Annotated in this window: 24 protein-coding genes and 1 pseudogene; 15 read left to right on the top strand and 10 right to left on the bottom strand. The window is 72.4% G+C overall.

Going from position 1 to position 25921, the window contains the following annotated elements:
* Positions 1–32 precede the first annotated feature (32 nt).
* A complete protein-coding gene (locus tag ACTWP8_RS28370) occupies positions 33–965 on the bottom strand; it encodes an SDR family oxidoreductase (RefSeq protein WP_443324941.1) in 933 nt (310 codons plus the stop codon).
* Position 966: 1 nt separating this feature from the next.
* Complete coding sequence (locus ACTWP8_RS28365) at positions 967–1749, bottom strand: SDR family oxidoreductase (RefSeq protein ID WP_443324940.1); 783 nt, start codon at positions 1747–1749, stop codon at positions 967–969.
* Positions 1750–1827: 78 nt separating this feature from the next.
* Here ACTWP8_RS28365 and ACTWP8_RS28360 point away from each other — a divergent pair, with 78 nt between their 5' ends.
* Genes ACTWP8_RS28360 through ACTWP8_RS28345 form a run of 4 tightly spaced genes read left to right on the top strand, consistent with a single transcriptional unit; the run spans position 1828 to position 5358 of the window.
* Positions 1828–2580, top strand: a complete 753-nt coding sequence (locus ACTWP8_RS28360) for an enoyl-CoA hydratase family protein (RefSeq protein WP_443324939.1) — start codon at positions 1828–1830, stop codon at positions 2578–2580.
* Between the two features lie 11 nt (positions 2581–2591).
* Entirely contained in the window at positions 2592–3443 is an 852-nt protein-coding gene (locus ACTWP8_RS28355) for a CoA transferase subunit A (protein WP_443324938.1), read from the top strand.
* On the top strand, positions 3440–4228 hold the full coding sequence (locus tag ACTWP8_RS28350) for a CoA-transferase subunit beta (RefSeq protein WP_443324937.1): 789 nt from the start codon (positions 3440–3442) through the stop codon (positions 4226–4228). The genes ACTWP8_RS28355 and ACTWP8_RS28350 overlap by 4 nt, the downstream gene beginning before the upstream one ends.
* Positions 4229–4263: 35 nt before the next feature.
* Positions 4264–5358: an NAD(P)H-dependent flavin oxidoreductase gene (locus tag ACTWP8_RS28345; protein ID WP_443324967.1), complete on the top strand. Its 1095-nt coding sequence runs from the start codon at positions 4264–4266 to the stop codon at positions 5356–5358.
* 28 nt (positions 5359–5386) lie between these two features.
* Here the strand turns inward: ACTWP8_RS28345 and ACTWP8_RS28340 are convergent, their stop codons facing one another.
* From ACTWP8_RS28340 to ACTWP8_RS28330, 3 genes are read right to left on the bottom strand one after another with little or no spacing between them, the layout of a single operon-like run.
* Positions 5387–6544, bottom strand: coding sequence for an acetyl-CoA C-acetyltransferase (locus tag ACTWP8_RS28340; protein ID WP_443324936.1), 1158 nt, complete (start codon positions 6542–6544; stop codon positions 5387–5389).
* Between the two features lie 36 nt (positions 6545–6580).
* Entirely contained in the window at positions 6581–7198 is a 618-nt protein-coding gene (locus tag ACTWP8_RS28335) for a TetR/AcrR family transcriptional regulator (RefSeq protein WP_443324966.1), read from the bottom strand.
* A gap of 22 nt (positions 7199–7220) precedes the next feature.
* Complete coding sequence (locus tag ACTWP8_RS28330; RefSeq protein WP_443324935.1) at positions 7221–8015, bottom strand: SDR family oxidoreductase; 795 nt, start codon at positions 8013–8015, stop codon at positions 7221–7223.
* Positions 8016–8068: 53 nt separating this feature from the next.
* Between ACTWP8_RS28330 and ACTWP8_RS28325 the strand changes: the two genes are divergently transcribed.
* The 4 genes from ACTWP8_RS28325 to ACTWP8_RS28310 all read left to right on the top strand — a co-directional run bounded on the left by ACTWP8_RS28325 (position 8069) and on the right by ACTWP8_RS28310 (position 13409).
* On the top strand, positions 8069–9238 hold the full coding sequence (locus ACTWP8_RS28325) for an acyl-CoA dehydrogenase family protein (protein WP_443324934.1): 1170 nt from the start codon (positions 8069–8071) through the stop codon (positions 9236–9238).
* 45 nt (positions 9239–9283) lie between these two features.
* A complete protein-coding gene (locus ACTWP8_RS28320) occupies positions 9284–10477 on the top strand; it encodes an acyl-CoA dehydrogenase family protein (RefSeq protein WP_443324933.1) in 1194 nt (397 codons plus the stop codon).
* 278 nt (positions 10478–10755) lie between these two features.
* Positions 10756–12204, top strand: coding sequence for an amidase (locus ACTWP8_RS28315; RefSeq protein WP_443324932.1), 1449 nt, complete (start codon positions 10756–10758; stop codon positions 12202–12204).
* Positions 12205–12365: 161 nt separating this feature from the next.
* Positions 12366–13409 carry an LLM class flavin-dependent oxidoreductase gene (locus tag ACTWP8_RS28310; protein WP_443324931.1) on the top strand — a complete coding sequence of 348 codons (1044 nt, stop codon included), beginning with the start codon at positions 12366–12368 and terminating at the stop codon, positions 13407–13409.
* Between the two features lie 57 nt (positions 13410–13466).
* Here ACTWP8_RS28310 and ACTWP8_RS28305 read toward each other — a convergent pair whose 3' ends face one another.
* Genes ACTWP8_RS28305 through ACTWP8_RS28295 form a run of 3 tightly spaced genes read right to left on the bottom strand, consistent with a single transcriptional unit; the run spans position 13467 to position 16862 of the window.
* Positions 13467–14213 (bottom strand): succinate dehydrogenase/fumarate reductase iron-sulfur subunit, encoded by a 747-nt coding sequence (locus tag ACTWP8_RS28305; protein WP_443324930.1) that lies wholly within the window; start codon positions 14211–14213, stop codon positions 13467–13469.
* Positions 14210–16159 (bottom strand): fumarate reductase/succinate dehydrogenase flavoprotein subunit, encoded by a 1950-nt coding sequence (locus tag ACTWP8_RS28300; protein WP_443324929.1) that lies wholly within the window; start codon positions 16157–16159, stop codon positions 14210–14212. Before ACTWP8_RS28300 ends, ACTWP8_RS28305 begins: the two co-directional genes overlap by 4 nt.
* Before the next feature lies 1 nt (position 16160).
* Positions 16161–16862 (bottom strand): succinate dehydrogenase cytochrome b subunit, encoded by a 702-nt coding sequence (locus ACTWP8_RS28295; protein WP_443324928.1) that lies wholly within the window; start codon positions 16860–16862, stop codon positions 16161–16163.
* 96 nt (positions 16863–16958) lie between these two features.
* Between ACTWP8_RS28295 and ACTWP8_RS28290 the strand changes: the two genes are divergently transcribed.
* The 5 genes from ACTWP8_RS28290 (at position 16959) to egtD (ending at position 22451) form a co-directional block, all read left to right on the top strand.
* Positions 16959–17900, top strand: coding sequence for a LysR family transcriptional regulator (locus tag ACTWP8_RS28290; protein WP_443324927.1), 942 nt, complete (start codon positions 16959–16961; stop codon positions 17898–17900).
* Between the two features lie 160 nt (positions 17901–18060).
* Positions 18061–19335: an ergothioneine biosynthesis glutamate--cysteine ligase EgtA gene (gene egtA / locus ACTWP8_RS28285; RefSeq protein ID WP_443324926.1), complete on the top strand. Its 1275-nt coding sequence runs from the start codon at positions 18061–18063 to the stop codon at positions 19333–19335.
* On the top strand, positions 19332–20681 hold the full coding sequence (gene egtB / locus ACTWP8_RS28280; protein WP_443324925.1) for an ergothioneine biosynthesis protein EgtB: 1350 nt from the start codon (positions 19332–19334) through the stop codon (positions 20679–20681). The genes egtA and egtB overlap by 4 nt, the downstream gene beginning before the upstream one ends.
* A gap of 37 nt (positions 20682–20718) precedes the next feature.
* Positions 20719–21477, top strand: coding sequence for an ergothioneine biosynthesis protein EgtC (gene egtC / locus ACTWP8_RS28275; RefSeq protein ID WP_443324924.1), 759 nt, complete (start codon positions 20719–20721; stop codon positions 21475–21477).
* Positions 21474–22451, top strand: a complete 978-nt coding sequence (gene egtD, locus ACTWP8_RS28270; RefSeq protein WP_443324923.1) for an L-histidine N(alpha)-methyltransferase — start codon at positions 21474–21476, stop codon at positions 22449–22451. The genes egtC and egtD overlap by 4 nt, the downstream gene beginning before the upstream one ends.
* A gap of 31 nt (positions 22452–22482) precedes the next feature.
* Here egtD and ACTWP8_RS28265 read toward each other — a convergent pair whose 3' ends face one another.
* Positions 22483–23862: an FAD-binding oxidoreductase gene (locus ACTWP8_RS28265; protein ID WP_443324922.1), complete on the bottom strand. Its 1380-nt coding sequence runs from the start codon at positions 23860–23862 to the stop codon at positions 22483–22485.
* Between ACTWP8_RS28265 and ACTWP8_RS28260 the strand changes: the two are divergent.
* Positions 23851–24188: pseudogene (locus ACTWP8_RS28260) on the top strand (alcohol dehydrogenase catalytic domain-containing protein); the annotation flags it as partial. The gene ACTWP8_RS28265 and the pseudogene ACTWP8_RS28260 sit on opposite strands and share 12 nt — an antisense overlap.
* Before the next feature lie 72 nt (positions 24189–24260).
* Here the strand turns inward: ACTWP8_RS28260 and ACTWP8_RS28255 are convergent.
* On the bottom strand, positions 24261–25235 hold the full coding sequence (locus ACTWP8_RS28255; protein WP_443324921.1) for an antibiotic biosynthesis monooxygenase: 975 nt from the start codon (positions 25233–25235) through the stop codon (positions 24261–24263).
* 90 nt (positions 25236–25325) lie between these two features.
* Here ACTWP8_RS28255 and ACTWP8_RS28250 point away from each other — a divergent pair, with 90 nt between their 5' ends.
* Positions 25326–25892, top strand: a complete 567-nt coding sequence (locus ACTWP8_RS28250; RefSeq protein ID WP_443324920.1) for a nucleoside deaminase — start codon at positions 25326–25328, stop codon at positions 25890–25892.
* Positions 25893–25921 lie beyond the last annotated feature (29 nt).

Genomic DNA, 25921 nt, shown 5'->3' with positions numbered 1-25921 from the left:
CGGCGGCCGGGACAGGACGGTGCCGGGGGCGGTCAGGACGACGGCTGCACCCCGTAGACCGGCTGCGGGGTCTCCGACCGGGCGAGCAGCTCGTACGCGGCCTCTCCCGCCTCCGCGGGGGTCCAGCGGGCGGCCTTGTCCGCGGTGGGGCCGGGGCGCCAGCCCTCCATGACCGTGATGCGGCCCGCCTCCGCCTCGAAGACGCGGCCCGTCACCCCCTCCGAGGCACCGGATCCGAGCCAGACGACCAGCGGCGACACGTTCTCCGGCGCCATGGCGTCGAATCCGCCGTCCCCCGGTGCGGCCATCGTCTCCGCGAACGTCCGCTCGGTCATACGGGTGCGGGCGGCCGGGGCGATCGCGTTGACCTGGACGCCGTACCGCCCCAGCTCCGCGGCCGCGACGAGCGTCAGCCCGACGATCCCGGCCTTGGCTGCCGAGTAGTTGCCCTGGCCGACGCTGCCGAGAAGCCCCGCGCCCGAGCTGGTGTTGACGACCCGGGCCCGCGGCGTACGGCCTGCCTTCGCCTCGGCGCGCCAGTGCGCGGCGGCGTACTTCAGCGGCAGGAAGTGGCCCTTCAGATGCACGCGCATCACGGCGTCCCACTCGTCCTCGCCGAGGTTGACCAGCATCCGGTCCCTGAGGAACCCGGCGTTGTTGACCAGCGTGTCGAGCCGCCCGAAGGCGTCGAGCGCGGTGGCGACGAGCGAGGCGGCGCCGTCGGCGGTGGCGATGTCCCCGCCGTGCGCGACCGCTTCGCCGCCCAGCGCGGCGATGTCGCCGACGACCCCCTGCGCCGGCCCGCCCGAGGCTCCCGAGCCGTCGAGGCCGACCCCCAGGTCGTTGACCACGACCTTCGCTCCCTCGGCGGCGAAGGCGAGCGCGTGGGCGCGCCCGAGACCGCGGCCCGCGCCCGTCACGGCGACGACGCGCCCGCTGCAGATTCCGGTGCGGATTCCGGCCATGTCACTGCTCCCTGTTGACGGTTGCGGCGTCGAGGAAGGCGGGGCGTTCCCCTCCCCCGTGGACGAGAAGGCTCGCGCCGGTGATGTAGGCGGCGCGGTCGGAGGCGAGGAAGACGGCGGCGTCACCGATCTCGGCGGGTTCCGCGAGCCGCCCCAGCGGCACCGTCCGGGCGACGGCCGCGACGCCGTCCTCGTCCCCGTAGTGCAGAGGGGAGGACTCCGTGCGCACCATGCCGAGCACCAGGGTGTTGACCCGTACCGCCGGGGCCCACTCCACGGCCATGGAACGGGCGAGGTGTTCGAGTCCGGCCTTGGCCGCGCCGTAGGCGGCCGTCCCGGGCGAGGGGCGGGACCCGCTGACGCTGCCGACCATGGTGATGGAGCCGGGTGCCCGCTGCCGCCGCATCACGTCGTACGCGGCGAGGGAGGCGGTCAGCGGTGCGGTCAGGTTGAGTTCGAGCACGCGCGCGTGGCGGGCGGCACCGGCGTCGCCGAGCGGCCGGTACGGCGTGCCGCCCGCGTTGTTGACCAGCGCGTCGAGGCGGCCGTGGTCGGCCGCCACGCGCGCGAAGAAGTCCCGTACGGCCTCGCCGTCCCGCAGGTCCACGGACGCGAACTCCGCCGTGCGGCCGGCTTCTTCGACGGCCGTTTCCGGTGGCCTGCGCGCGCAGACGACGACCTCCGCCCCGGCTCTCAGGAAGGCCCGGGCGATCCCGGCGCCCACTCCCCTCGTCCCGCCGGTGACGACGGCGACCCGCCCTTCCAGATCCAGCGTGATGCCCAACGCGCACCTCCCGCGGCCCGCGAACCGCTGCTACCGTCCACCTAACAAATGTTTGGTGGAAAGGTAGCTGATCCGCTCATGGGTGTCTCCACCGCGAGCCCGGAGAAGGGCATCGCCGTCGTCACCGTCGACTTCCCACCCGTCAACGCCCTGCCCGTGCAGGGCTGGTACGACCTGGCGGCTGCCGTGACCGCCTCGGGCCGCGACCACGGGGTGTGCTGCGTGGTGCTCGCCGCGGGCGGCCGCGGCTTCAACGCGGGCGTGGACATCAAGGAGATCCAGCGCGACCGGGGCCATGACGCGCTGATCGGCGCCAACCGCGGGTGTGACGCGGCGTTCTCCGCCGTCTATGACTGCGAGGTGCCGGTCGTCGCGGCCGTGCACGGCCACTGCCTGGGCGGCGGCATCGGCCTCGCCGGAAACGCGGACGCGATCGTGGCGAGTGACGACGCGGTCTTCGGCCTCCCCGAGCTGGACCGCGGCGCACTCGGCGCGGCCACCCACCTCTCGCGGCTGGTCCCGCAGCACCTGATGCGCGCGCTGTACTACACCTCGCGCACCGCGACCGCCGGGGAGCTGCACCGGCACGGCTCGGTGTGGCGGGTCGTGCCGCGCGGCGAACTGCTCGGCGCGGCGCTGGAACTGGCCCGGGAGATCGCCGCCAAGGACGGCTCGCTGCTGCGTCTCGCGAAGGCGGCCATCAACGGCATCGACCCGGTCGACGTCCGCCGCAGCTACCGCTTCGAGCAGGGCTTCACCTTCGAGGCGAACCTCAGCGGAGTGGCGGACCGGGTCCGGAACACCTTCGGCAGCGAGGGGAAGGCGTCTTGAGGGACAAGAGGATGACCGCCGGGGAGGCCGTGGGGCGCCTCGAGAGCGGCATGACCATCGGCATCGGCGGCTGGGGCTCGCGGCGCAAACCGATGGCCCTCGTACGGGCGCTGCTGCGCTCGGACGTCACCGACCTGACCGTGATCTCCTACGGGGGCCCGGACGTCGGACTGCTGGCCGCCGCGGGGCGGATCCGCAGGCTGGTGGCGGCCTTCGCCACCCTCGACTCGATCCCCCTCGAACCGCACTTCCGCGCCGCCCGGCAGCGCGGCGCCTTCGAGCTGACGGAGCTGGACGAGGCGATGGTCATGTGGGGGCTGACCGCGGCCGCGCACCGGGTGCCCTTCATGCCGGTGCGGGCGGGCCTCGGCTCGGACGTGATGCGGGTCAACCCGGAGCTGCGGACGGTCACTTCGCCGTACGAGGACGGCGAGGAGTTCGTTGCCGTGCCCGCTCTGCGGATGGACGCCGCGCTCGTCCACCTGGGCCGGGCCGACGCATACGGCAACGGCCAGTACCTGGGTCCCGACCCGTACTTCGACGACCTCTTCTGCGAGGCCGCGGACAGCGCGTACGTCTCCTGCGAACGCGTCGTCGACAGCGCCGAGCTCACCAAGGCGGGCGGGCCTCAGACCCTGCTCGTCCAGCGCCACGCGGTCACCGGCGTGATCGAGGCTCCGAACGGCGCGCACTTCACCTCCTGCGCCCCCGACTACGACCGCGACGAGCCCTTCCAGAAGGCGTACGCGACGGCTGCCGCCGACTCGACCGCCTGGGCCGCGTTCACCGGCCGCTTTCTGTCCGGCGGCACCGAGAGCGCCTACCAGTCCGCCGTCGCGGCATGGCACGAGGAGCAGCGATGACCCACGACAGTGGCAGCACGACGACGGCCGCTGCGGCAACGAGGGCCGAGTACTGCGTGGTCGCCTGCGCCGAGGCCTGGCGCGGGGACGGTGAGATCCTGGCGAGCCCCATGGGCACGGTGCCCGCCATCGGCGCACGGCTGGCCAGACTCACCTTCGCGCCCGAACTGCTGCTCACCGACGGCGAGGCGATGCTCATGGGCGATGTCCCCGCGATGGGCGGCACGTCCCAGGTCACCGAGGGCTGGCTGCCCTACCGCCGGCATCTGGCGATGGTCACCGGCGGCAGGCGGCACGTGATGATGGGGGCGAGCCAGATCGACCGCCACGGCAACCAGAACATCTCCTGCATCGGCGACTGGTCACGGCCGGCCCGGCAGCTGCTGGGCGTGCGCGGCGCTCCCGTCAACACCCTCAACAACCCGACCAGTTACTGGGTGCCGCGGCACTCGCCCCGGGTCTTCGTCGCGCGGGTCGACATGGTGTGCGGGGTCGGCTACGACCGCGCGGCCGCAGCCGGGCCGTCCGCGACCCGATTCCACGACATCCGGCGGGTCGTCACCGACCTCGCGGTCCTCGACTTCGGGACGCCGGACCGCGGCATGCGCCTCCGGTCCGTACACCCCGGCGTGACGGTGGATCAGGTCCGCGAGGCGACGGGCTTTCCACTCGCGGCGCCGGACGGTGGCGTGCCGGAGACGCGGGAGCCCACGGGCGAGGAGCTGCGGCTGATCCGCGAGGTCATTGACCCCCAGGGGTGGCGCGACCGCGAGGTGCGGGCGTGACCGGCCGGACCACGGACCGCACCGCCGACCGCACCATGGACCACACCGCGCACCACACCGCGGACCGCACCCTGGAGACGGCGTTCACCGAGCTGGCCGGGGTCAGGCACCCCATCGTGCAGACCGGCATGGGATGGGTGGCGGGTCCCCGGCTGGTGTCGGCGACCGCGAACGCGGGTGCCCTGGGCATCCTCGCCTCGGCCACCATGACGCTGGACGGGCTCCGGTCGGCGGTCCGCGAGGTCAAATCCCGTACGGACGCTCCGTTCGGCGTCAATCTGCGGGCGGACGCGGGCGACGCCGCCGACCGCGTCCGCGTCATCACCGAGGAGGGCGTACGGGTCGCTTCGTTCGCCCTCGCGCCCTCCCGCGAGCTGATAGCCCGCCTCAAGGACGCGGGCGTGGTCGTGATCCCCTCCGTCGGCGCCCGCCGCCACGCCGAGAAGGTGGCCTCCTGGGGTGCGGACGCGGTGCTGGTGCAGGGCGGCGAGGGCGGCGGCCACACCGGCGAGGTGGCCACGAGCGTCCTGCTCCCGCAGGTGGTCGACGCCGTGGACATCCCGGTCGTCGCGGCGGGCGGCTTCTTCGACGGCCGCGGTCTGGTCGCCGCGCTCGCCTACGGTGCCGCGGGCGTGGCCATGGGCACCCGCTTCCTGCTGACCTCCGACAGCACCGTCCCGGACGCCGTCAAAGCCGCCTACCTCGCCGCCACCGTCAAGGACGTGACCGTCACCACCAAGGTCGACGGCCTCCCCCACCGGATGCTGCGCAGCGACCTGGTCGACTCCCTCGAGACGTCCGGCCGTTCGGCTGCCCTTCTCCGAGCCCTGCGGCACGCATCCGCGTTCAGGAAGGTCTCCGGGCTGAGCTGGGCCCGTATGGTCCGTGACGGCCTGGCCCTCCGACGCGGCAAGAACCTCACCTGGAGCCAGGTGCTGCTCGCGGCCAATACCCCGATGCTGCTCAAGGCCTCGATGGTGGACGGCCGTACGGACCTCGGGGTGATGGCCGCGGGACAGGTCGCCGGGCTGATCGGCGACCTGCCGTCCTGCGCGGAGCTGGTGGACCGCGTGATGGCCGAGGCGTGCGAGAGGCTCGGCGAGCTCGCCGGCCTCGGAGCTCCTCGATGATCGTCACGTCCGCCTGACCACCGCCCGATCAGAGCCGCTCGATGATCGTCACGTTCGCCTGGCCACCGCCTTCGCACATCGTCTGCAGGCCGTAACGGCCGCCGGTGCGCTCCAGTTCGTGCAGCAGCGTGGTCATCAGCTTGGCGCCGGTGGCGCCCAGCGGGTGGCCGAGGGCGATGGCGCCGCCGTTGACGTTGACCCGGTCCGGGTCGGCGCCGGTCTCCTTCAGCCAGGCCAGCACCACGGAGGCGAAGGCCTCGTTGATCTCCACCAGGTCGATGTCGTCCAGCGTAAGACCGGTCTTCTTGAAAGCGAACGCCGTGGCCGGGATCGGCGCCGTGAGCATCCGGATCGGGTCCTCGCCGCGTACGGAGAGGTGGTGGAAGCGGGCCCGGGGGGTGAGGCCGTGCTCCCGTACGGCCCGCTCGCTCGCGATCAGCACCGCTGCCGCACCGTCCGAGACCTGCGAGGAGACCGCCGCCGTCAGCCGCCCGCCCTCGACGACCGGCTTCAGCCCTGCCATCTTCTCGAGCGACGTGTCGCGACGCGGGCCCTCGTCCGCCGTCACGCCCGCGTACGGCACGAGCTCGCGGTCGAACCGGCCCTCGTCGATGGCCCGCACCGCCCGCTGGTGGGAGCGCAGCGCGTACTTCTCCATGTCCCGGCGCGAGACGCCCCACTTCTCGGCGATCAGCTCGGCGCCGTAGAACTGGTTGACCGGACGGTCGCCGTAGCGGGCCCGCCAGCCCTCGGACCCGGCGAAGGGACCCTCGGTCAGGCCCAGCGGCTCGGCGGCCTGGCGCGAGGCGAAGGCGATGGGCACCTGCGACATGTTCTGCACCCCGCCCGCGACCACCAGGTCCTGGGTGCCCGACAGGACTCCCTGGGCGGCGAAGTGCACGGCCTGCTGCGAGGAGCCGCACTGCCGGTCGACCGTCACGCCCGGCACCTCCTCGGGGAGCCCGGCGGCCAGCCAGCAGGTGCGCGCGATGTCGCCGGCCTGCGGCCCGACCGTGTCCAGGCAGCCGAACACGACGTCCTCGACGGCGGCCGGGTCGGCGCCGGACCGCTCCATCAGTGACCTGAGCACGTGGGCGCCCAGGTCGGCCGGGTGGACGGCGGCGAGCCCGCCCTTCCGGCGGCCGACCGGAGTCCGTACCGCTTCGACGATGTATGCCTCGGCCATGGCTGCTGCTCCTCCGCCGGTCGTCTGATGAAGGTGTCATTCCCGTACGGCGATGCCGTCCAGCACCATCGACAGGTACTGGCGGGCGATCTCCTCGGGGCTGTGCTGCCCGTCCGGCCGGTACCAGGAGACGGCGACCCAGACGGTGTCGCGCACGAAGCGGTAGGTGAGCCGGACGTCCAGGTCGGCGCGGAACGCCTTGGTGGCGACTCCGCGCTCCAGGGTGCCGAGCCACGCCTTCTCGAACTTCCGCTGGGACTCGGCGAGATAGTGGAAGCGGGGCTGGGCGGACAGGTGCCTGGACTCCTTCTGGTAGATCGCGACTGCGGCGCGGTGGCGGTCGATCTCCCGGAAGGACTCGGTGACGAGGGCCTCAAGGGTCTCCCGGGGGCCGAGGTCCGCGGCGAGTACGGCGTCGTACCCGGCCCAGAGCTCGTCCAGGAAGGTGGAGAGGATCTCCTCGAGGATCGACTCCTTCGAATCGAAGTGGTAGTAGAGGCTGCCCGCGAGCATCCCCGCCTGGTCCGCGATCTTGCGGACGGTGGTCGCGTTGTAGCCCTGGGCTGCGAACACCTCGGCCGCGGTGGCCAGGAGTTCCCTGCGCCGATCGGGCGGCGGGGCGCCCTCGGCGGTCTTCTTGCTGTTCTTCGGCACGTGGCTCACAAGGCCATTGTCGTTACGCATGCTGGCTGCTGACGGACACGGTCTCGCCGGTCATGTAGGACGCGTAGTCGCTGGCGAGGAAGACGATGACGTTGGCGACCTCCCAGGGCTCGGCCCAGCGGCCGAACGCCTCGCGCCCGGTGAGCTCCTCCAGCAGCTCCGGGGTGGTCACCTTCGCCAGGTGCGGGTGCATGGCGAGGCTCGGGGACACGGCGTTGACCCGTACCCCGTAGGCCGCGGCCTCGGCGGCGGCGCACCGGGTCAGGGCCATGACTCCGGCCTTGGCGGCGGCGTAGTGGGCCTGGCCGCGCTGGGCGCGCCAGCCGACGACGGAGGCGTTGTTGACGACGACGCCACCGGAATCGGCGGCCCGCATGCGGCGCAGGGCGGCCCGGGTGCAGCGGAAGGTGCCGTTCAGCGTGACGTCGAGGACCTTGTGCCACTGCTCGTCGGTCATCTCGGTGAGATCCGCCGTGCCGCCGAGACCGGCGTTGTTGACCACGACATCGAGGCGGCCGTGGCGCTCCTCGGCGAGCTCGAACAGGGCTCCGACCTGCTGCTCGTCGGTCACGTCGCAGGGCAGCCCGGCGACGCGGCCGGCTCCGAACTCCTCGGCCAGCGCCTCGGCCGTCTCCTTGACGCGGCGCGCGTGGGCGTCGCCGATGACGATGCGGGCGCCCTCCTCCAGGAAGCGGCGGGCTGTCGCCCCGCCGATTCCCGCGCCCGCGGCCGCGGTGATCACCGCCGCACGGCCGGTGAGCAGCCCGTGTCCCGGGACGTACCGCGCCTGTGCCTTGTTGTCGGTCACGACAGCACGCTAACCTACCAAACACTTGTTAGGGAAGCGTGGTGAGGGGCCCGATGGATCTCGACTTCTCCGCCGCGGAGCGGGCCTTCCGGGAAGAGGCCCGCGCCTGGCTCGCCGAGCATGTGCCGGACGACCCTCTGCCCTCCCTGGAGACCGGGGAGGGGTTCGCCGCGCACCGGGCATGGGAGCGCACGCTCTTCGCGGACCGCTGGTCGGTGGTCTCCTGGCCCGAGCGGTACGGCGGCCGGAGCGCCTCGCTCGTCGAGTGGCTGATCTTCGAGGAGGAGTACTACGCGGCGGGAGCGCCGGGCCGGGTCGGCCAGAACGGCATCAGCCTGCTCGCGCCCACCCTCTTGGAGCACGGCACCGAGGAGCAGCGCGCCCGCATCCTGCCGCCGATGGCGAGCGGCGAGGTGATCTGGGCGCAGGCCTGGTCGGAGCCGGAGGCGGGCTCCGACCTCGCCTCGCTCCGCTCCAAGGCGGTGCGGACGGACGGCGGCTGGCGCTTGAGCGGCCAGAAGACCTGGTCGTCGCGCGCGGCCTTCGCGGACCGGGCCTTCGGGCTGTTCGGCAGCGATTCCGACGCGGACCGGCCGCACCGCGGGCTGACGTATCTGATGTTCCCGCTGGACGCGCCGGGTGTGACGGTGCGTCCCATCGGCCGCCTGGACGGTAAGCCCGCCTTCGCCGAGCTGTTCTTCGACGGCGTCTTCGTGCCCGACGCGGACGTCATCGGCGAGCCTGGGCAGGGGTGGCGCGTCGCCATGAGCACGGCGGGGAACGAGCGCGGGCTGACCCTGCGCAGCCCCGGCCGGTTCACGGCGGCCGCGGAACGGCTCGTCGGGCTGTGGCGGGAGCGCGCGGATCCGGCGGACACGGCGCTGCGCGACCGCGTCGCGGAGGCGGTGATCGCCGCCCGCGCGTACCAGCTCTTCGCGTACGCGGGCGCCTCACGCATCGCCTCCGGAGGGTTGATCGGCGCCGAGTCGAGCCTGAACAAGGTCTTCTGGTCCGAGCTGGACGTCGCCCTGCACGAGACCGCCCTCGACCTGCTCGGGGCGTACGGCGAGCTGGCGGGCGAGGCGGAGGAGGCGCCCGCGCAGGGCAGTTGGGCCGAGGGCTACGTCTTTTCGCTCGCCGGGCCGATCTACGCGGGCACGAACGAGATCCAGCGCGACATCATCGCCGAGCGGCTGCTCGGCCTGCCGAAGGGGCGACGGTGAGGTCGTGGTTCATGAGGTCTGTGAGCTTTGTGAGGTTGTGAGCTCGTGAGGTTCCTTCTTGACGAGGGCCAGCGCGACTTCGACCGCGCGCTGGACCGGATGCTGGGCGCGGCGGACGCGCCGGGCGCGGCGCGGGCGTGGGCGACAGGGGATCCTGCGGCGGGGCGGGCGTTGTGGCGGAGGCTCGCGGAGGCCGGGGTCTTCGCGCTGGCCGTGCCCCAGGCGTACGACGGGGTGGGTCCGCTGCCGGTGGAACTGGCGGTCGCCTTCGTGCAGTTGGGGCGGCATGCAGTGCCGGGTCCGGCGGTCGAGACGGTGGCTGCGGCTGTGCTCCTGGGGCGGCTGGCGGAGGCGGGCGGGGCGGCAGGCGGTGCGGCGGGGCCGGCAGACGCGGTGGGGGTCGCGAAGGACTGGCTGCCGCGGATCGCCTCGGGAGACGCGGTGGCGACGCTGTCCGTGCCGGGCGGGTCAGAGGGCTCGGGCGGGGCTGGGAGCTCGGGCGGGTCCGGGGGATCGGGCGGGTCCGGGGGATCGGGCGGGTCCGGGTGCCCTAGTGGCTTCGATGACTTCGGAGGCTTCGGGAGCGGGCCGTACGCACTGGACGCCGACAGCGCCGACGCCGCATTCGCCGCGACCGGCGAGGAGTTGCGGCTGTCGGCCGGACACGGCTCCGTCCAGCCGTCGTTCGATCCGGTGCGGCGACTGGCCCGGCTGCGGGACGGCGGCGCATTGCTGGCGACCGGGCCCGCGGTGCGGGAGGCGGCCGCGCGGGCCGCCGAGTGGGCCGCCTTCGCCACGGCGGCGCAGGCGCTGGGCACCGGGCGTGCGCTGGTCGAGCGGACGGTGGCGTACGCGAAGCAGCGCACACAGTTCGGCACCGCCATCGGGTCATTCCAGGCGGTCAAGCACCAGCTGGCCGACGCGCTGATGGGGCTGGAGTTCGCTCGGCCGCTGCTGTACGGAGCGGCGGTGGCGCTGGCCGCGAGCGCGGGTGGAGAAGGCACGGGCGGTGTGGGCCGGGGCGGTGTGGGCGCGGGCGGTGTGGGCGCGGAGGTCGCCGCGGCGAAGGCGGCCGCGGGCGAGGCCGCGTACGCCGCCGCCAGGACCGCGCTCCAGCTGCACGGCGCGATCGGATACACCGCGGACTACGACCTCTCGCTCTGGATCCGCAAGGCACGCGCCCTGCGCGCCGCCTGGGGAACGCCGTCGGAGTGCCGCACTCGCGTGCTGGCCGGGTAATCGACCGGATCGAGCGATCTTTGACCGAGGAGAGCACCTGGCCCCGCGGGACCGGTTCGACGCACGACGGCGGGACCGGCGGTCCGCGGACCGGTCGGACGGCTGACTCCGCGCCGGAGGCCGCCCGCCGCCACCGCGCTGCCCGCACCACCCGGAGCTGCCGGACGGGGAGTCCATACCGGTGGACGACGCCAACGCAGCCTGGCCTGCCGCGTGAACGGCATCTCCAGCGCTACTGTTCGTATCGAAACAGCGGCTCGGAAGACGAGGTGCGGTCCGTGTCCCCTGCACTGTCGCAAGGCCTGGCGGAGCAAGCCCGCGCGCTCGCCGAGGGCGAGGTGTCCTCACGCGCGCTGGTCGAGCGGTCCCTCGCTGCCATCGAGGCCGCTCAGCCCCTGCTCAACCCCTTCCGCAGGATCCGCGCCGAGGCCGCGCTCGCGGAAGCCGACGCAGCGGACCGGAAGTTGGCCGCGGGCGAGCGAGCACCGCTGCTCGGCGTACCCGTCGCGGTCAAGGACGACATGGACGTGGCGGGCGAGCCGACGGCGTTCGGGTGCCCCGGCGAGTTCCCGGTCAAGGAAGCGGACTGCGAGGCCGTACGGCGCCTCCGCAACGCCGGGGCCGTCGTCGTCGGGAAGACCAACACACCCGAGCTCGGCCAGTGGCCTTTCACCGAGGGACAGGCCTTCGGCGACACCCGTAACCCGTGGAACACGGACCACACGCCCGGCGGCTCCTCGGGCGGAGCCGCGGCCGCCGTGGCCGCCGGGCTCGTGCCCGCCGCGCTGGGTTCCGACGGCGCGGGCTCCGTCCGGATTCCCGCCGCATGGACGCACCTGGTCGGCATCAAGCCGCAGCGCGGCCGGATCTCGACGTGGCCCGACGAGGAGGCGTTCAACGGGATCACGGGGATCGGCCCCCTGGCCCGTACGGTCGCGGATGCCGCGCTGCTGCTCGACGCGGCGAGCGGCAGCCACCCCGGCGACCTGCACAGGCCGCCGCCGCAAGCGATGCTCCCCGCCGCCGCCCGCGAGCCGGGCAGACTGCGTATCGCGCTGTCGCTGCGCCCCGCCTTCACGGGCACACCGAAGTCGCTCCACCCGGCGGTCCGCTCGGCCGTCACCGGGGTCGCCGAGCGGCTGGCCGCCCTCGGCCACGAGGTGGTGGAGGCGGACCCGAAGTACGGTCCGGTGGGCCTGACCTTCGTGCCGCGCGCGACGGCCGGGGTCCGCGACTGGTGCGCCCGTGTGCCGGACCGGACACTGCTGGACCCGCGGACCAGGAGCGCCGCGCGGCTCGGACGGCTGCTGTGCGGCGGCCCGCTCCGCCTCGCCCGGTCCGCCGAGGCGCGGCTCCACGCGCGCGTGGGCGAGATCTTCCGCCGCGTCGACGTCGTCCTCACCCCGACCACGGCCACCCCTCCACCACGGATCGGCGCGATGATCGCGCTGTCCGGCTGGCGCACCGACCGGGCGATGATCGCCGCCTGCCCGTACGCCTGGCCGTGGAACGTCCTCGGCTGGCCGGGCATCAGCGTGCCCGCGGGCTTCGCGGACGGCGGCCTCCCGCTCGGCGCACAGCTGCTGGGCCCCGCGAACAGCGAGCCGCTGCTGATCTCCCTGGCCGCGCAGCTGGAATCGGACCAGCGGTGGTACGAGCGGTGGCCGAGCCTCGAGGGCCTGAGCCTGGAGGACGGGGAGACGGACAAGGACGCGGCGATCGCCTGAGCGCATGGCGCCGGGCGATGCCCGGGCGCACGGCCCGCCCCCACCGCCCGCCGCCCGTCCGGGCCGGGCCGGGCCGCGCCGCGCCGGACGGATGGACGTGCGGGCGGGCGGGCAGGCGGGCAGGCGGGAATCTTCCTGACGGCAGGGCGTTGTCTCCAGGCGTGAGCACCGAATTGTCGACGACCCGATTCTCCGTCCTGGACCGCTCCCGCACCCGGCAGGGCGAGGAGCCTCCGGAGGCGCTGCGCGAAACCGTGCGGTTCGCGCAGCAGGCCGAGGCCCTGGGCTACCACCGGTTCTGGGTGTCGGAGCACCACGGCGTCCCCGGAGTGGCCGGTTCCGCACCGACCGTGCTCGCCGCGGCCATCGCCGCCGCGACCTCCCGTATCCGCGTCGGCACGGGCGGCGTCATGCTGCCCAACCACCAGCCCCTCGTCGTCGCCGAGCAGTTCGGGGTGCTCGAGTCCCTCTTCCCCGGCCGCATCGACATGGGCCTGGGCCGTTCCGTCGGATTCACCGACGGGATACGGCGAGCGCTCGGCCGGGAGCAGGACGCCGCCGAGGACTTCGGGGCGCAGCTCGAGGAGCTGCTCGGCTACTTCACCGACGAGCGGACCACCGGGCCGCGGGTGCACGCACGGCCGGCGGAAGGTCTCCGCATTCCCGCGTTCGTGCTGGCCACGGGGGCGGGGGCGGAGCACGCAGCCGCGTTCGGGCTGCCGCTCGTGATCGCGGCGGCACGCGGCGAGGAGCGGATGCTGCGCGCGATCGACCGCTATCGCGAGCTGTTCCGGCCCACGGAATGGGGGCAGGAGCCGTACGTCGTCGTCTCGGGCACGGTCGCGGTGGCCGGGAGCACCGAGGAGGCCCGGCGGCTGCTGCTGCCTGAGGCCTGGTCGGCCGCCTGGTCCCGCACCCACGGCGAGTTCCCGCCGCTGATGCCTCCCGAGGAGATCGCTCCCCTCGAGATGACCGAGCGCGAGCGTTCGCTCTTCGAGGAGTCCCAGCGCGGGCACATCTCCGGCACCGAGCCGCAGGTGTCCGAGGCCCTGGAGAAGCTCATCGCGCGCACGGCGGCCGACGAGGTGCTGGTGACCACGAGCACGTACGACCGCGAGCTGCAGCTGGAGTCGTACCACCGGCTGGCGCGGGTGACCGGGGTGCTGGGGACGAGCACCCCGGGGACCCAGGGGACGAACACCTAGGGCCAGCCTGTTCGCCCCCTGGCGGTGAGATGCCGTCGCGCCGCGGACGCGCGATGGTCAGCGCCCGGACGTGCGGACCGCGCGGAGCCATTCCCGGTTCATGGCCGCGATGCTCGGCAGCGGGATGCCCTTCGGGCACGCGGTGGCGCACTCGCCCGTGTTCGTGCAGCCGCCGAAGCCCTCGGCGTCCATCGTCGCGACCATCTCCAGCACCCGGCTCTCCCGCTCGGGTCCGCCCTGCGGCAGGGAGTTCAGATGCACCACCTTCGCCGAGGTGAACAGCATCGCCGAGCCGTTGGGGCAGGCTGCGACGCACGCCCCGCACCCGATGCACTCGGCGTGCTCGAAAGCCGTGTCCGCGTCGTCCTTCGGTACCGCCGTGGCGTGGGCCTCGGGCGCGCTGCCCGTCGGCGCGGTGATGTAGCCGCCGGAGCCGATGACCCGGTCGAAGGCGGACCGGTCGACGACAAGGTCCTTCACGACAGGGAACGCGGCCGCCCGCCACGGCTCGATGTCGATCGTGTCGCCGTCGGCGAAGTGCCGCATGTGCAGCTGGCAGGTGGTGGTCCGCTCAGGCCCGTGGGCGCGGCCGTTGATGACCATGCCGCAGGCGCCGCAGATGCCCTCGCGGCAGTCGTGGTCGAAGGCCACGGGCTCCTCGCCGCGCAGGATCAGCTCCTCGTTCAGCGTGTCGAGCATCTCGAGGAAGGACATGTCCGGGGAGATGCCCTCGACCTCGTACGGGGTCATGGCACCCGGATCGTCCGGGCCGGACTGGCGCCAGATGCGCAGGGTGAGCCTCATGCGTAGCTCCGCTGGGTGGGGTGGACGTACTCGAAGACCAGGTCTTCCTTGTGCAGCACGGGGGCCACGCCCGTGCCGGTGAACTCCCAGGCCGCGGCGTACGAGAACGCCTCGTCTTCGCGCGCCGCCTCACCGCCCGCGGTCCGGCTCTCCTCGCGGAAGTGCCCGCCGCAGGACTCGGTGCGGTGCAGGGCGTCGAGGCACATCAGCTCGGCCAGCTCCAGGTAGTCGGCGACGCGGTTCGCCTTCTCCAGCGACTGGTTGAGCTGCTCACCGGTGCCGGGCACCCTGACGCAGCGCCAGAACTCCTCGCGCAGCGCGGGGATGCGGTCGAGCGCCTTCCGCAGGCCCGTCTCCGTACGGGCCATGCCGCATTCGTCCCAGAGCAGTTCGCCGAGCTCGCGGTGGAACGACTCGGGCGTACGGTCGCCGTTCACCGACAGCAGGAGATGAAGCCGGTCCTCGGTCTCGGCGACCGCCTCGGCGGCGGCCGGATGGTCCCGCGGCACCGGCTCGTGCGTCGCGTGCCGCGCCAGGTAGTCGTTGAGCACCGGCGGCAGCACGAAGTAGCCGTCGGCCAGGCCCTGCATGAGCGCGCTGGCACCCAGCCGGTTGGCGCCGTGGTCGGAGAAGTTGGCCTCCCCGATCGCGAACAGGCCGGGGATGGTGGTCTGCAGGTCGTAGTCCACCCACAGACCGCCCATGGTGTAGTGGATCGCGGGGTAGATGCGCATCGGCACCTGGTACGGGTCCTCCGCGGTGATCCGCTCGTACATCTCGAAGAGGTTGCCGTACTTCTCCTCGACCGCCTTCCTGCCCATACGGGCGATGGCGTCGGCGAAGTCGAGGTAGACGCCCTGGCCCCCGGGCCCGACGCCACGCCCCTCGTCGCAGACCTTCTTCGCCGCGCGGGAGGCAATGTCGCGGGGCACGAGGTTGCCGAAGGACGGGTAGACGCGCTCCAGGTAGTAGTCGCGCTCGTCCTCGGGGATCTCGTTCGGCGGGCGCCGGTCGCCACGGGCCTTCGGCACCCAGATGCGGCCGTCGTTGCGCAGCGACTCGCTCATCAGCGTCAGCTTGGACTGGTGGTCGCCGGAGCGCGGGATGCAGGTGGGGTGGATCTGGGTGAAGCAGGGGTTGGCGAAGTACGCGCCGCGCCGGTGCGCCCGCCAGATCGCCGTCGCGTTGGAGTTCTTGGCGTTGGTCGACAGATGGAAGACGTTGCCGTAACCGCCGGTCGCGAGCACGACGGCGTCGGCGACATACGTCGAGACCTCGCCCGTGATCAGGTCGCGGGCGACGATGCCGCGCGCCCGCCCGTCGATGACGATCAGGTCGAGCATCTCGGTGCGCGGGTGCATCTCGACGTTGCCCGCGGCGATCTGCCGGGACAGCGCCTGGTACGCGCCGAGCAGCAGCTGCTGCCCGGTCTGCCCGCGGGCGTAGAAGGTGCGGGAGACCTGGACGCCGCCGAAGGAGCGGGTGTCGAGCAGGCCGCCGTACTCGCGGGCGAAGGGCACGCCCTGGGCCACGCACTGGTCGATGATCTCCACCGAGACCTGGGCGAGGCGGTGCACATTGGACTCGCGGGCGCGGAAGTCACCGCCCTTGACGGTGTCGTAGAAGAGCCGCCGGACCGAGTCGCCGTCATTGCGGTAGTTCTTGGCGGCGTTGATGCCGCCCTGCGCGGCGATGGAGTGGGCGCGGCGCGGCGAGTCCTGGTAGCAGAACTGCACGACGCGGTAGCCCTGTTCGGCGAGCGTGGCACCGGCGGCACCGCCCGCCAGGCCGGTTCCGACGACGATGACGGTGTACTTGCGGCGGTTGGCCGGATTGACCAGGCTCGCTTCGAACCGGCGCTGGTCCCAGCGCTGTTCGATGGGTCCGCCCGGGGCCTTGGTGTCGGCGATCGGATCGCCGGTGGTGTACGAGGAGTATGACGTCATGTCAGCTCACCAACCCGGTCATCACCGCGACCGGCACGCTCAGGAAACCGATGGTCAGGATCAGGGCCAGCGCAGCGGCCGCCGCCTTCAGGACGCGGTCGCGGCGCGCGCTGTTCGCGCCGAGGGTCTGCGCGGCGCTCCAGAAGCCGTGGTGGATGTGCAGGCACAGCGCGAGCATCGCCACGATGTAGATCCCGCCGCCGTACCAGGTCGAGAAGGACGCGACGAGGTTCTCGTACGGGTGGTGGGCCTCGGCCCGCGGGTTCACGGTCAGGGTCGTCAGGTCCAGGATGTGCCAGACGACGAACAGGCCGAGGATGACACCGCCCCAGCGCATGGTCCGGGTCGCGTAGCTCGCACGCCGCCGCTTGTGCGCGTAGCTCCTCGGGCGGGCGGCGATGTCGCGGCGGCTGAGCTGGTACGCGGCCACACCGTGCAGCACGACGGACGCCGCGAGTACGGACCTGACGATCCAGAGGAACCAGCTCTGGTGGAGGGCGGGCGCGCCGATGGTGCGCAGCCAGGCCGAGTAGCCGTTGAACTCCTCGGCCCCGAAGAAGATCTTGAGGTTGCCGAGCATGTGGACGACCAGGTAGAGCAGCATGACCACGCCCGTGGTGGCCATGACCGCCTTCTTCCCGACGGTCGACTGCCACAGCAGGCGGAGGATGGACGGCCGGGCCGTCCGGGTCGCGAGTGCCATGGCTCTCGAAGGTAGGCGCCTCCCCGTCGACAGGTCCAAGACATGGTTCGGCTCGATTCGATAGGGATTGCCTATCCATCGCCTATGCTCGGCCGCGTGCAGTTCCAGCAGCTTCTCTACTTCGTCACCGTGGCCGAGACCCGGCACTTCACCCGCGCCGCCGAGCGGGTGCACGTCGCCCAGCCGTCGCTGTCACAGCAGATCAGAGCGCTGGAGCGGGAGCTGGGAGCGGAGCTGTTCAGCCGCGCCCGGGGCAATATCACGCTCACCGACGCGGGTGAGGCGCTGCTGCCCCTCGCTCGCAGAATCCTGGCCGACGCCGAGACCGCCCGCTACGAAGTGCAGGAGCTGGTCCAGCTGCGGAGCGGCCGGGTGCGCCTGGGCGCGACCCCGAGCCTGTGCACCGGCCTCCTGCCCGACATGCTGCGCGCCTTTCACGACCTGCACCCGGGGATCCGGCTGCTGCTGGAGGAGAGCGGCTCGCACGATCTCGTACGCGACCTGGCCCGCGGCGGGCTCGACCTGGCCCTGGTGGTGCTGCCGCTGCCCAGCCCCTCCCCCGCCCTGACCACGACGGAGCTGCTGCGCGAGGACCTGGTCGTGGTCTCCTCCACGGCGGTCCCGCCACCGGGCGACGGCGCTCCCGTGCGGACGGCCGATCTGCGCGACCAGCCGATGGTGATGTTCCGGCACGGCTACGACCTGCGGGATCTGACCGTGGCCGCGTGCCGGGCGGCCGGCTTCGAGCCGTCCTTCACCGTGGAGGGCGGCGAGATGGACGCCGTACTGGGCTTCGTACGGGCCGGGCTCGGCCTCGCCGTGCTGCCGAGCACGGTCGCCGGATTGGCCGGCCCCGGACTGCGCAGCACCCCTTTCGCGCCACCGGGCCTGCAGCGCACGATCGCGCTCGCCCACCGCACGGACGTGGCCCCGCCGCGCGCCGCCCGCGAGCTGCGGCGCGTCCTGCTCGTCCATTTGCGGGAGGCAGCGGCCCGGGGCACGCTTCCAGAAGGCACGGAGCTGACCGTCCCCGCGTAAAAACCGCCGGATCCGTGGACGCCGGGCGGTTAGGCTTACGAGCTCCGAACGGCGGCCGGGGGCCCTCTTGAGGGCGCGTCTCCCGATCGCTTAGGTGGTACGGAGCACTCGGCCCGACCGGCAGAGTGCGCCAAGGTCCCTTCGACGGGAGGTTCCGGCCGTGCTTCACGAACATCGGGCGCAAGGCGCCCAGGCGTTGACCCAGGCGGAGGCCCAGACACATATCCACGGCATCTGTTTCAAGACGGGACCGCCCCGCCACGTCGGTGTTGAACTGGAGTTCCTCGTCCGGGATCTGCACGATCCCTCCCTCCCCGTCGACCCCGACCGGCACTCCGCCGCCGTCGGCGACCTGCGAGCCCTTGAGCTCCGGTCGCCGCTCACCTTCGAGCCCGGCGGCCAGCTCGAGCTCAGCCCGCCTCCGGCCGGCTCCCTCACCGCCTGTGTGGAGGGCGCCGCGGCCGAACTCGAGCTCGTACGCGCCGCGCTCCGCGCCCACGGCCTCGCTCTCGCGGGCCACGGCTGCGACCCGGCCCGTCCCCCGCGCCGCGTACTCGACCAGCCCCGGTACGCCGCCATGGAGGCGTACTTCGACCGCCGTGGACCTGCCGGCCGGTCCATGATGTGCTCCTCGGCCTCCGTCCAGGTGTGCGTGGACGCCGGTCACGAGGAGCCGGGCCCGCTCGGCTACGGGCGGCGCTGGAGGCTCGCCCATCTGCTCGGCGCCGTCCTGGTCGCCGCCTTCGCCAACTCCCCGCTGCGGGAGGGGCGGCTCACCGGCTGGCGATCCACCCGGCAGGCGGTATGGGCCGAGCTCGACCCGGGCCGGTCCCAGGCACCGCCCGACGGCTTCAGCCCACGAGCGGACTGGGCCGCGTACGTCCTCGAGGCGCCGGTGATGTGTATCCGCCGCCGGGACGGACCCTGGACCGTCCCCGCGGGCCTCACCTTCCGGGACTGGATAAGCAGCGGGCTCCCGCGCCCGCCCACCCTCGACGACCTCGACTACCACATCACCACCCTCTTCCCGCCCGTCCGCCCGCGCGGCCACCTGGAGCTGCGCATGATCGACGCCCAGCCCGGGGACGACGGCTGGGTCGTCCCACTGGCCGTCACCGCCGCCCTGTTCGACGACCCGGAGGCATCCGAGGCCGTCTACCGGGCCGTCAAACCGCTCGCCGAGACCGCCGGCTTCAGTCCTCCGCCCCGCAACCCGCTGTGGCGGGCCGCCGCCCGGGACGCCCTCACCGATCCCGAACTGCACGCCGCCGCCGTCACCGGCTTCACCGCGGCCCAGGAGGCACTGCCCCGGCTCGGAGCCTCCGCCTCCGTCCAGGCCGCCGTCGCCGAGTTCACCGACCGCTACGTCCTGCGCGGACGATGTCCCGCCGACGATCTGCTCGAACCCCGATCAGGGAAGGAAGACCCCTCATGACCGCCACAGGTCCCGTGCCCAGCGAGGGTGCCGAAGCGCTTCGGCAGCGCGCCGCGGACGCCCTGCTCGCCGCCCGGGAACGCACCGCAGTCCTCACCACCTGTGTCGAGGAGCCCGACCTCACCGCCCAGCACTCGCCCCTGATGTCGCCCCTGGTCTGGGACCTCGCGCACATCGGCAACCAGGAGGAGCTGTGGCTGCTGCGGGCCGTCGGCGGCGCCGAGGCGCTGCGCCCCGACATCGACAAGGTCTACGACGCCTTCGAGCACCCGCGCGCCGAGCGCCCCTCCCTCCCCCTGCTGCCGCCCGCCGAGGCCCGCACCTATGTCGCGGACGTACGCAGCCGGGTGCTCGACGTCCTCGAGCGCACTCCGCTGAACGGCGGCGGCCCGCTGATCGACGCCGGCTTCGCCTTCGGGATGATCGCGCAGCACGAGCAGCAGCACGACGAGACGATGCTCATCACCCACCAGCTGCGGCGCGGGCCCGCGGCGCTGAGCGCTCCCCCGCCGCCCCCGGCACCTGCGGGGGCTGCCGCGCTCGCGTCCGAAGTCCTCGTACCGGCAGGCCCGTTCACGATGGGCACCTCGACGGAGCCGTGGGCGCTGGACAACGAGCGCCCCGCCCATACCCGTGACGTGCCCGCGTTCTTCATCGACACCGTCCCGGTCAGCAACGGCGCCTACGCGCGCTTCATCGGGGACGGCGGATACGACGACCCGCGCTGGTGGGCGACGGAAGGCTGGGCGTACATCCGTGAACACGGCCTCGCCGCCCCGCTGTTCTGGCACCGCGACGGCGGCGGGCCGTGGCTGCGCCGCCGGTTCGGGGTGACGGAGCCCGTACCGGAGGCGGAGCCCGTGCTGCACATCAGCTGGTACGAGGCCGACGCGTACGCCCGCTGGGCCGGACGCCGGCTGCCCACGGAGACCGAGTGGGAGAAGGCGGCCCGCCACGACCCGGCCACCGGCCGCTCCCGGCGCTACCCGTGGGGCGACGCCGACCCCGCCCCCGTCCACGCCAACCTGGGGCAGCGCCACCTGCAGCCCGCTCCGGTCGGCAGCTATCCGGAGGGCGCGTCGCCGTTGGGTGTACGGCAGCTGATGGGCGATGTGTGGGAGTGGACGTCGAGTGACTTCCTGCCCTACCCGGGCTTCGCGGCCTTTCCGTACCGGGAGTACTCCGAGGTCTTCTTCGGCAGTGCGCACAAGGTGCTGCGGGGTGGGAGCTTCGCCGTCGACCCGGTCGCCTGCCGTGGCACCTTCCGCAACTGGGATCTGCCGATACGGCGCCAGATCTTCTCCGGCTTCCGCACGGCCCGCGACGCGACCCCGGAGGCGGCGTGATGACCACGGCCGGTTTGCGGGCCCGGGGGTGTTGCTGATGTGTCGACACATCGCCTATCTCGGACCGGAGGTCCAGATCGGAGAACTGGTGGTCGAGCCCGAGCACGGGCTCTACCGCCAGTCGTGGGCCCCCCGCCGCCAACGCCACGGCACCGTCAACGCCGACGGCTTCGGCATCGGCTGGTACGCCGAAGCCGACCCCGTCCCCGCCCGCTACCGCCGCCTCGGCCCCATCTGGGCCGACACCTCCTTCACCGACCTCGCCCGGGTCGTACGGACCACCGCCCTGCTCGCCGCCGTGCGCGACGCCACCGAGGCCGGCCCCGACGGGGAGGCCGCGGCCGCGCCGTTCGCCTCCGGCCCCTGGCTGTTCAGCCACAACGGCGCTCTCCAGGGCTGGCCCGACTCGGTGGCCCCGCTCACCGCGACGCTCCCGCCCGCCGACCTGCTGACCCTCGAAGCGCGCACCGACTCCGCGTTCGTCTGGGCCCTGGTCCGGCACCGGCTGCGCACCGGTGACGACCCGGGCCAGGCCCTGGCGGACGCCGTCACCGCACTCGCCGAGGCCGCCCCCGGGTCACGCCTCAACCTCCTCCTCACCGACGGGAGGTCGGTCGCTGCCACGGCCTGGGGCGACACGCTGTGGTATCTCGCGGACCGCGAGCGCCGCGCCGTCGCCGTCGCGTCCGAGCCGTACGACGACGACACCCGCTGGACCGAAGTCCCCGACCGCACCCTTCTCACCGCCACCCGCACCGACGTACTCCTGACCCCTCTCAAGGAGCCCTGCACGTGAGCCCCTTCAGCGTCACCCGCACCCTGCCCGAGGACGCCACGGCCGCCGCCCTGCGGTCCGACGTTCTGAACGGGCTCAGCAACGACCCCAAACAGCTGCCGCCCAAGTGGTTCTACGACGCGCGCGGCAGCGAGCTCTTCGAGGAGATCACCAGGCTGCCGGAGTACTACCCGACGCGAGCCGAGCGGGAGATCCTCATCGAGCGCGCCCCCGACATCGCCGCCGCCACCCGCGCCCGTACGCTCGTCGAACTCGGCTCCGGGTCCTCGGAGAAGACCCGGCACCTCCTCGACGCGCTCACCGGTCTCCGGGCCTACGTGCCCGTGGACGTCAGCGAGTCCGCGCTCACCCTGGCCGGCGAGGCCCTGCTCGCCGACCGCCAAGAGCTGTCCGTGCACGCCCTGGTGGCGGACTTCCAGAAGGGGCTGGCCCTGCCCGATACACCGGGGCCGCGCCTCGTCGCCTTTCTCGGCGGGACCATCGGCAACCTGCTGCCCGCCGAGCGCGCCGAATTCCTCGGCTCCGTCAGCGCTCTGCTGTCGCCGGGCGACGCGCTGCTCCTGGGCACCGACCTGGTCAAGGACGAGGGCACGCTGGTGGCCGCGTACGACGACTCGGCCGGAGTCACCGCGGCCTTCAACAAGAACGTGCTGGCCGTCCTGGACCGCGAGCTGGGTGCCGACTTCGACCCCGACGACTTCGATCACGTGGCGGTCTGGGACCCCGAGCAGGAGTGGATCGAGATGCGGCTGCGCGCCCGCAGCGCGCTGACCGCCAAGATCCCGGCGCTGGACCTGGCGGTCACCTTCGCGGAGGGTGAGGAGCTGCGGACCGAGATCTCCGCCAAGTTCCGCGAGGAGAGCGTACGTTCCGAACTGGCGGCCGCGGGGCTCGCCCTGCGCCACTGGTGGACGGACGGCGAGGGCCGGTTCGCCCTGTCGCTGGCGTTCCCCGCCGAGGTCGAGCGGGCCTGAGCTGGTCGAGCGGCCCTGAGCTGCCGCCCCCTCAGGGCGTCAGATAGGAGTGGAAGACACCCTGAGGGTCGTACTCCGCTCTGACCTTGCGCAGCCGTTCCCAGTCCACGGGCGCGTACGACCGCTGGGCGCGGGAGGCGTCGGCTGTGAGGTCTGCCTCGGCGATGTAGTGCCCGGTCCCGAAGGGCTCCACCGCGCGCATCGCGTCACGGAGCCAGCGGAAGTTGGCGTCGTCCCCTGCCGGTTCGTCCCAGATCGCGTAGGGGACGACGTAGCTCTGGCCGAGCGCGGAGAAGGCCATGTCCGCCGTGAGGTCCTCGTCCCGTCCCACCGGCGCGACGGGAGCCAGGACGAGGGACTTGTCGGACGGGGCAGCCGTCATCATGCTGCCGAGCCTCGTCAGCAGCGTCCCGTAGTCGGCGTCCGACCAGAGGGTGTCGGCCGCGTAGCGGTGTCCTGCCAGGAAGACCGTACCGGCGTTGCTGTAGAGGGCGTCGAGCGGGGACGGCTCGGCGGTCTGCCGAGCCAGGGCACTTCCGGCGAACGGGCAGTCCCGGAGCGGCTCGAGTGCCAGGACCGCCTCCTGCTCAGTGCCCGCGAAGGCGGTTGCCGCGACGATGACCACCTTGGGCCTCGGCACCTCCGCCGTCAGGGAGGGGTCGGCCGTGCCCAGGACGAAGGACAGCTCGACGTTCGGGGGCAGCCGGTGTGCCGCCTCGGCGGCCCAGCGGGCCGCCTGTTCGGTGTACGTCAGCGGGAGGACGTACGACGTCGTCATGACCGAGGAGGGGCGCGGGTACAGACGGAGGCGGAAGGCGGTGACCACGGCGAAGAATCCGGGTCCGGCGCCGCGCGAGGCCCAGAACAGGTCCGGGTTCTCCTCCGCATCGCACCGGACCGCCTCCCCGTCCGCCGTCACGGCCTCGATCCCCCGCACACTCGCGCACGCCGGTCCCCAGAGGCCGGAGTTCCATCCGAGGCCGCCGCTGAGGAGATAGCCGCCCAGGGCGACGGAGGGGCAGTGGCCCGCGGGGAAGGCGAGGTCACGGCGCGCGAGTTCGAGGGCGAGTTCGCTGCCGATGACACCGGGCTGCACGGTCGCGGTCGCGGAAGCGCTGTCGATGTCCCAGCCGCGAAGTGCTGAGAGATCGAGCAGCATCCCTCCGTCCCGGAGCGGTGAGCCGCACCAGCTGTGCCCGCCCGCCCGTACGGCGACGCGCAGCCCGTGGGAGCGGGCCAGCCCAACGGCTGCCGGAACGTCCCGCTCGGAGGCGGCCCTGACGATCACATCCGGGTACCGCTCGGGTCTGACCTCGTTCCACAGCACACCCGCCCAGGCACGGTCGTAGGCGGCATCGCCCCGCCACAGGACCACGCCTTCGATGCCCGGGGCCCGCGTGTGTCCGCTCATGACTGCCTCCTCGCCGTCGCTGTGCTCCGCCTCAGGGTTTGCGGAGGAGGGCGGTGGGTCGTACGCACCACCGCGGCGATGGTGTGCAGTTCCGATGCGCACACCATGCGGGGAGCGATACGGGTCGAACCCGATGTCACTCTGGGCCACGAAGCGGTCGGCACGTTCACGCGCTGGGCTCCGCCGTGGAGGGGCTGCAGGAAGGCGAACGCGTGGCGGTCGGCGGGGTGACCCCGTGCTTCCAGTGCGAGTTGTGCCAGCGCGGCTTTTCCTCCCAGTGCCGCGGAAAGCTGCTGGGAGGCGCCAGATTCACCGTCCAGGGAGGGAACATGGCCGAGTTGTCCGACCAGCCCGGCCACAGCCCGGCCACTCATCACGGCCACTCATCAACGCGGCCACTAATCATGGGTGGTCAGGCCGAACAAGACGAGGAGAAGCCCGTAGCACAGCAACACGACGGCGACACCCGCCATGTGGAAGCGGAGACTTCGCGGCCCGCTCGGCGCCAGCCATCGGTCGAACGCCCGGGTCACCACCGGCATCAAGAGCCAGGTCAGGATGGCGACGCTGCAGACGTTGCTGATGAAGAGTCCGAAAAAATCAGGTACCCCGAACTTGCCGAGCTCAAATCCGACCGTCAGATTCAGGACCATGACCGTGGGATAGAGGGCCAGCACAACGGTCATGGCCTGCTTCCAGTTGGGCGGAATGCCTTCCTTGGTCCCTTCCTCGAAGCGGAACCATCCGCTGAACGCCGAGCCGACCTTGCGCACGTCGAAGGAGGCGAAGTAGTTGCGGCCCTCTTCCAGAAGCTTTTCCCGCCTGCCCGACCGGAGCCACGCGTCGAGATGCTCCCGCGTATCGAATCGGAACGCGACGACCCAGTTGTCCTGGACCCCCTGGACGGGCCGGAACATCTCGGACCCCATGAAGCCGGGGAACTCCCGCTGCGCCTCCAGGACTTTCTCCTGCCACCGCTCGAAGTCCTCCTGCCGCTCGGGCAGCACCTCATGAGAGATCACCGCTGTGACGGCGGCCTCCTCGGCCGGGGCCCCACCGGCGAGAACCTCCTGCGTCGGTTCCTCCTCGAGCAACGGGCGTTCCTCGTCGAGGAGTTCGCGGCGCGTGGTGGAGTCCAGCCAGGCGGTCAGCTGGTCCAGATGCGAGAAGCGGAAGACGACGACCCACTCGTTCTCGTCGCCGGCACCGGGGGGATACAGCTCGGTGCCCTCGAAACCGTCGAAACGCTGCACGACGCGGTTCGTCTTCTCCTGCCAGCTCTGGTACTCGTCATCGAAGCCAGGACGAACCTTCTGCGAGGTCACCACCGTTGCGGTGGCCCCGCGGGCATTGCGGCTTGCAGTCCGGTTCACACGACCAGCCTAGCGCCGGAGGCATTTATGGTGCAAATTGGTGCATAAAGGTCAATTCCCCAGCAGATCGTGCAGACGGGAGACACGGAGATGGGACACAAGGAATTCCTGGCAGAGGCAGCACGACTGGCCACCGAGTCAGTGGAGAAAGGCTGGGGCGGGCCGTTCGGCTCGGTCATCACGCACGACGGCGAGATCATCGCCCGCGGCCAGAATCGCGTGCTGCTCACCGCCGATCCGACCGCGCACGGCGAAGTCGAAGCCATCCGCAAGGCGGTTCAGCTCCTCAACCCCGAGGCACCCACCGTCTCCGAGGAGCATCAGAACGAATACACCCTGGAGTTGATACCTCGGCCCGAGGGCTCTCCCGACATCGTTCCCGAGCGCGCCCGCATGCTGCAGGGGTGCTCGATCTACACCAGCGGCGCGCCCTGCCCGATGTGCATGAGCGCGATCTACTGGTCGCGGATGGACGCCGTGTACTACAGCTGCGACTGGGACGCGACCGAGAACATCGGCTTCAGCGACGCCTTCCAGTACGAGGACTTCCAGAAGCCCCCGAGCGAGCGCAGCATCACTGTCGAGCAGATGCACCCCGAGCTGGGAGGCCGGGCCTACGAGGCGTGGGAGCACAAGAAGGACAGGCACCCGTACTGACGGGCCGTCAGCTCATCTCCGGTCCGCGC

The organism is Streptomyces sp. 7N604, assembly GCF_052245475.1.
Taxonomy (GTDB): Bacteria; Actinomycetota; Actinomycetes; order Streptomycetales; family Streptomycetaceae; genus Streptomyces.
The sequence above is the reverse complement of the archived record's forward strand: the minus strand, read 5'-3'. Positions and strand labels throughout refer to the sequence as shown.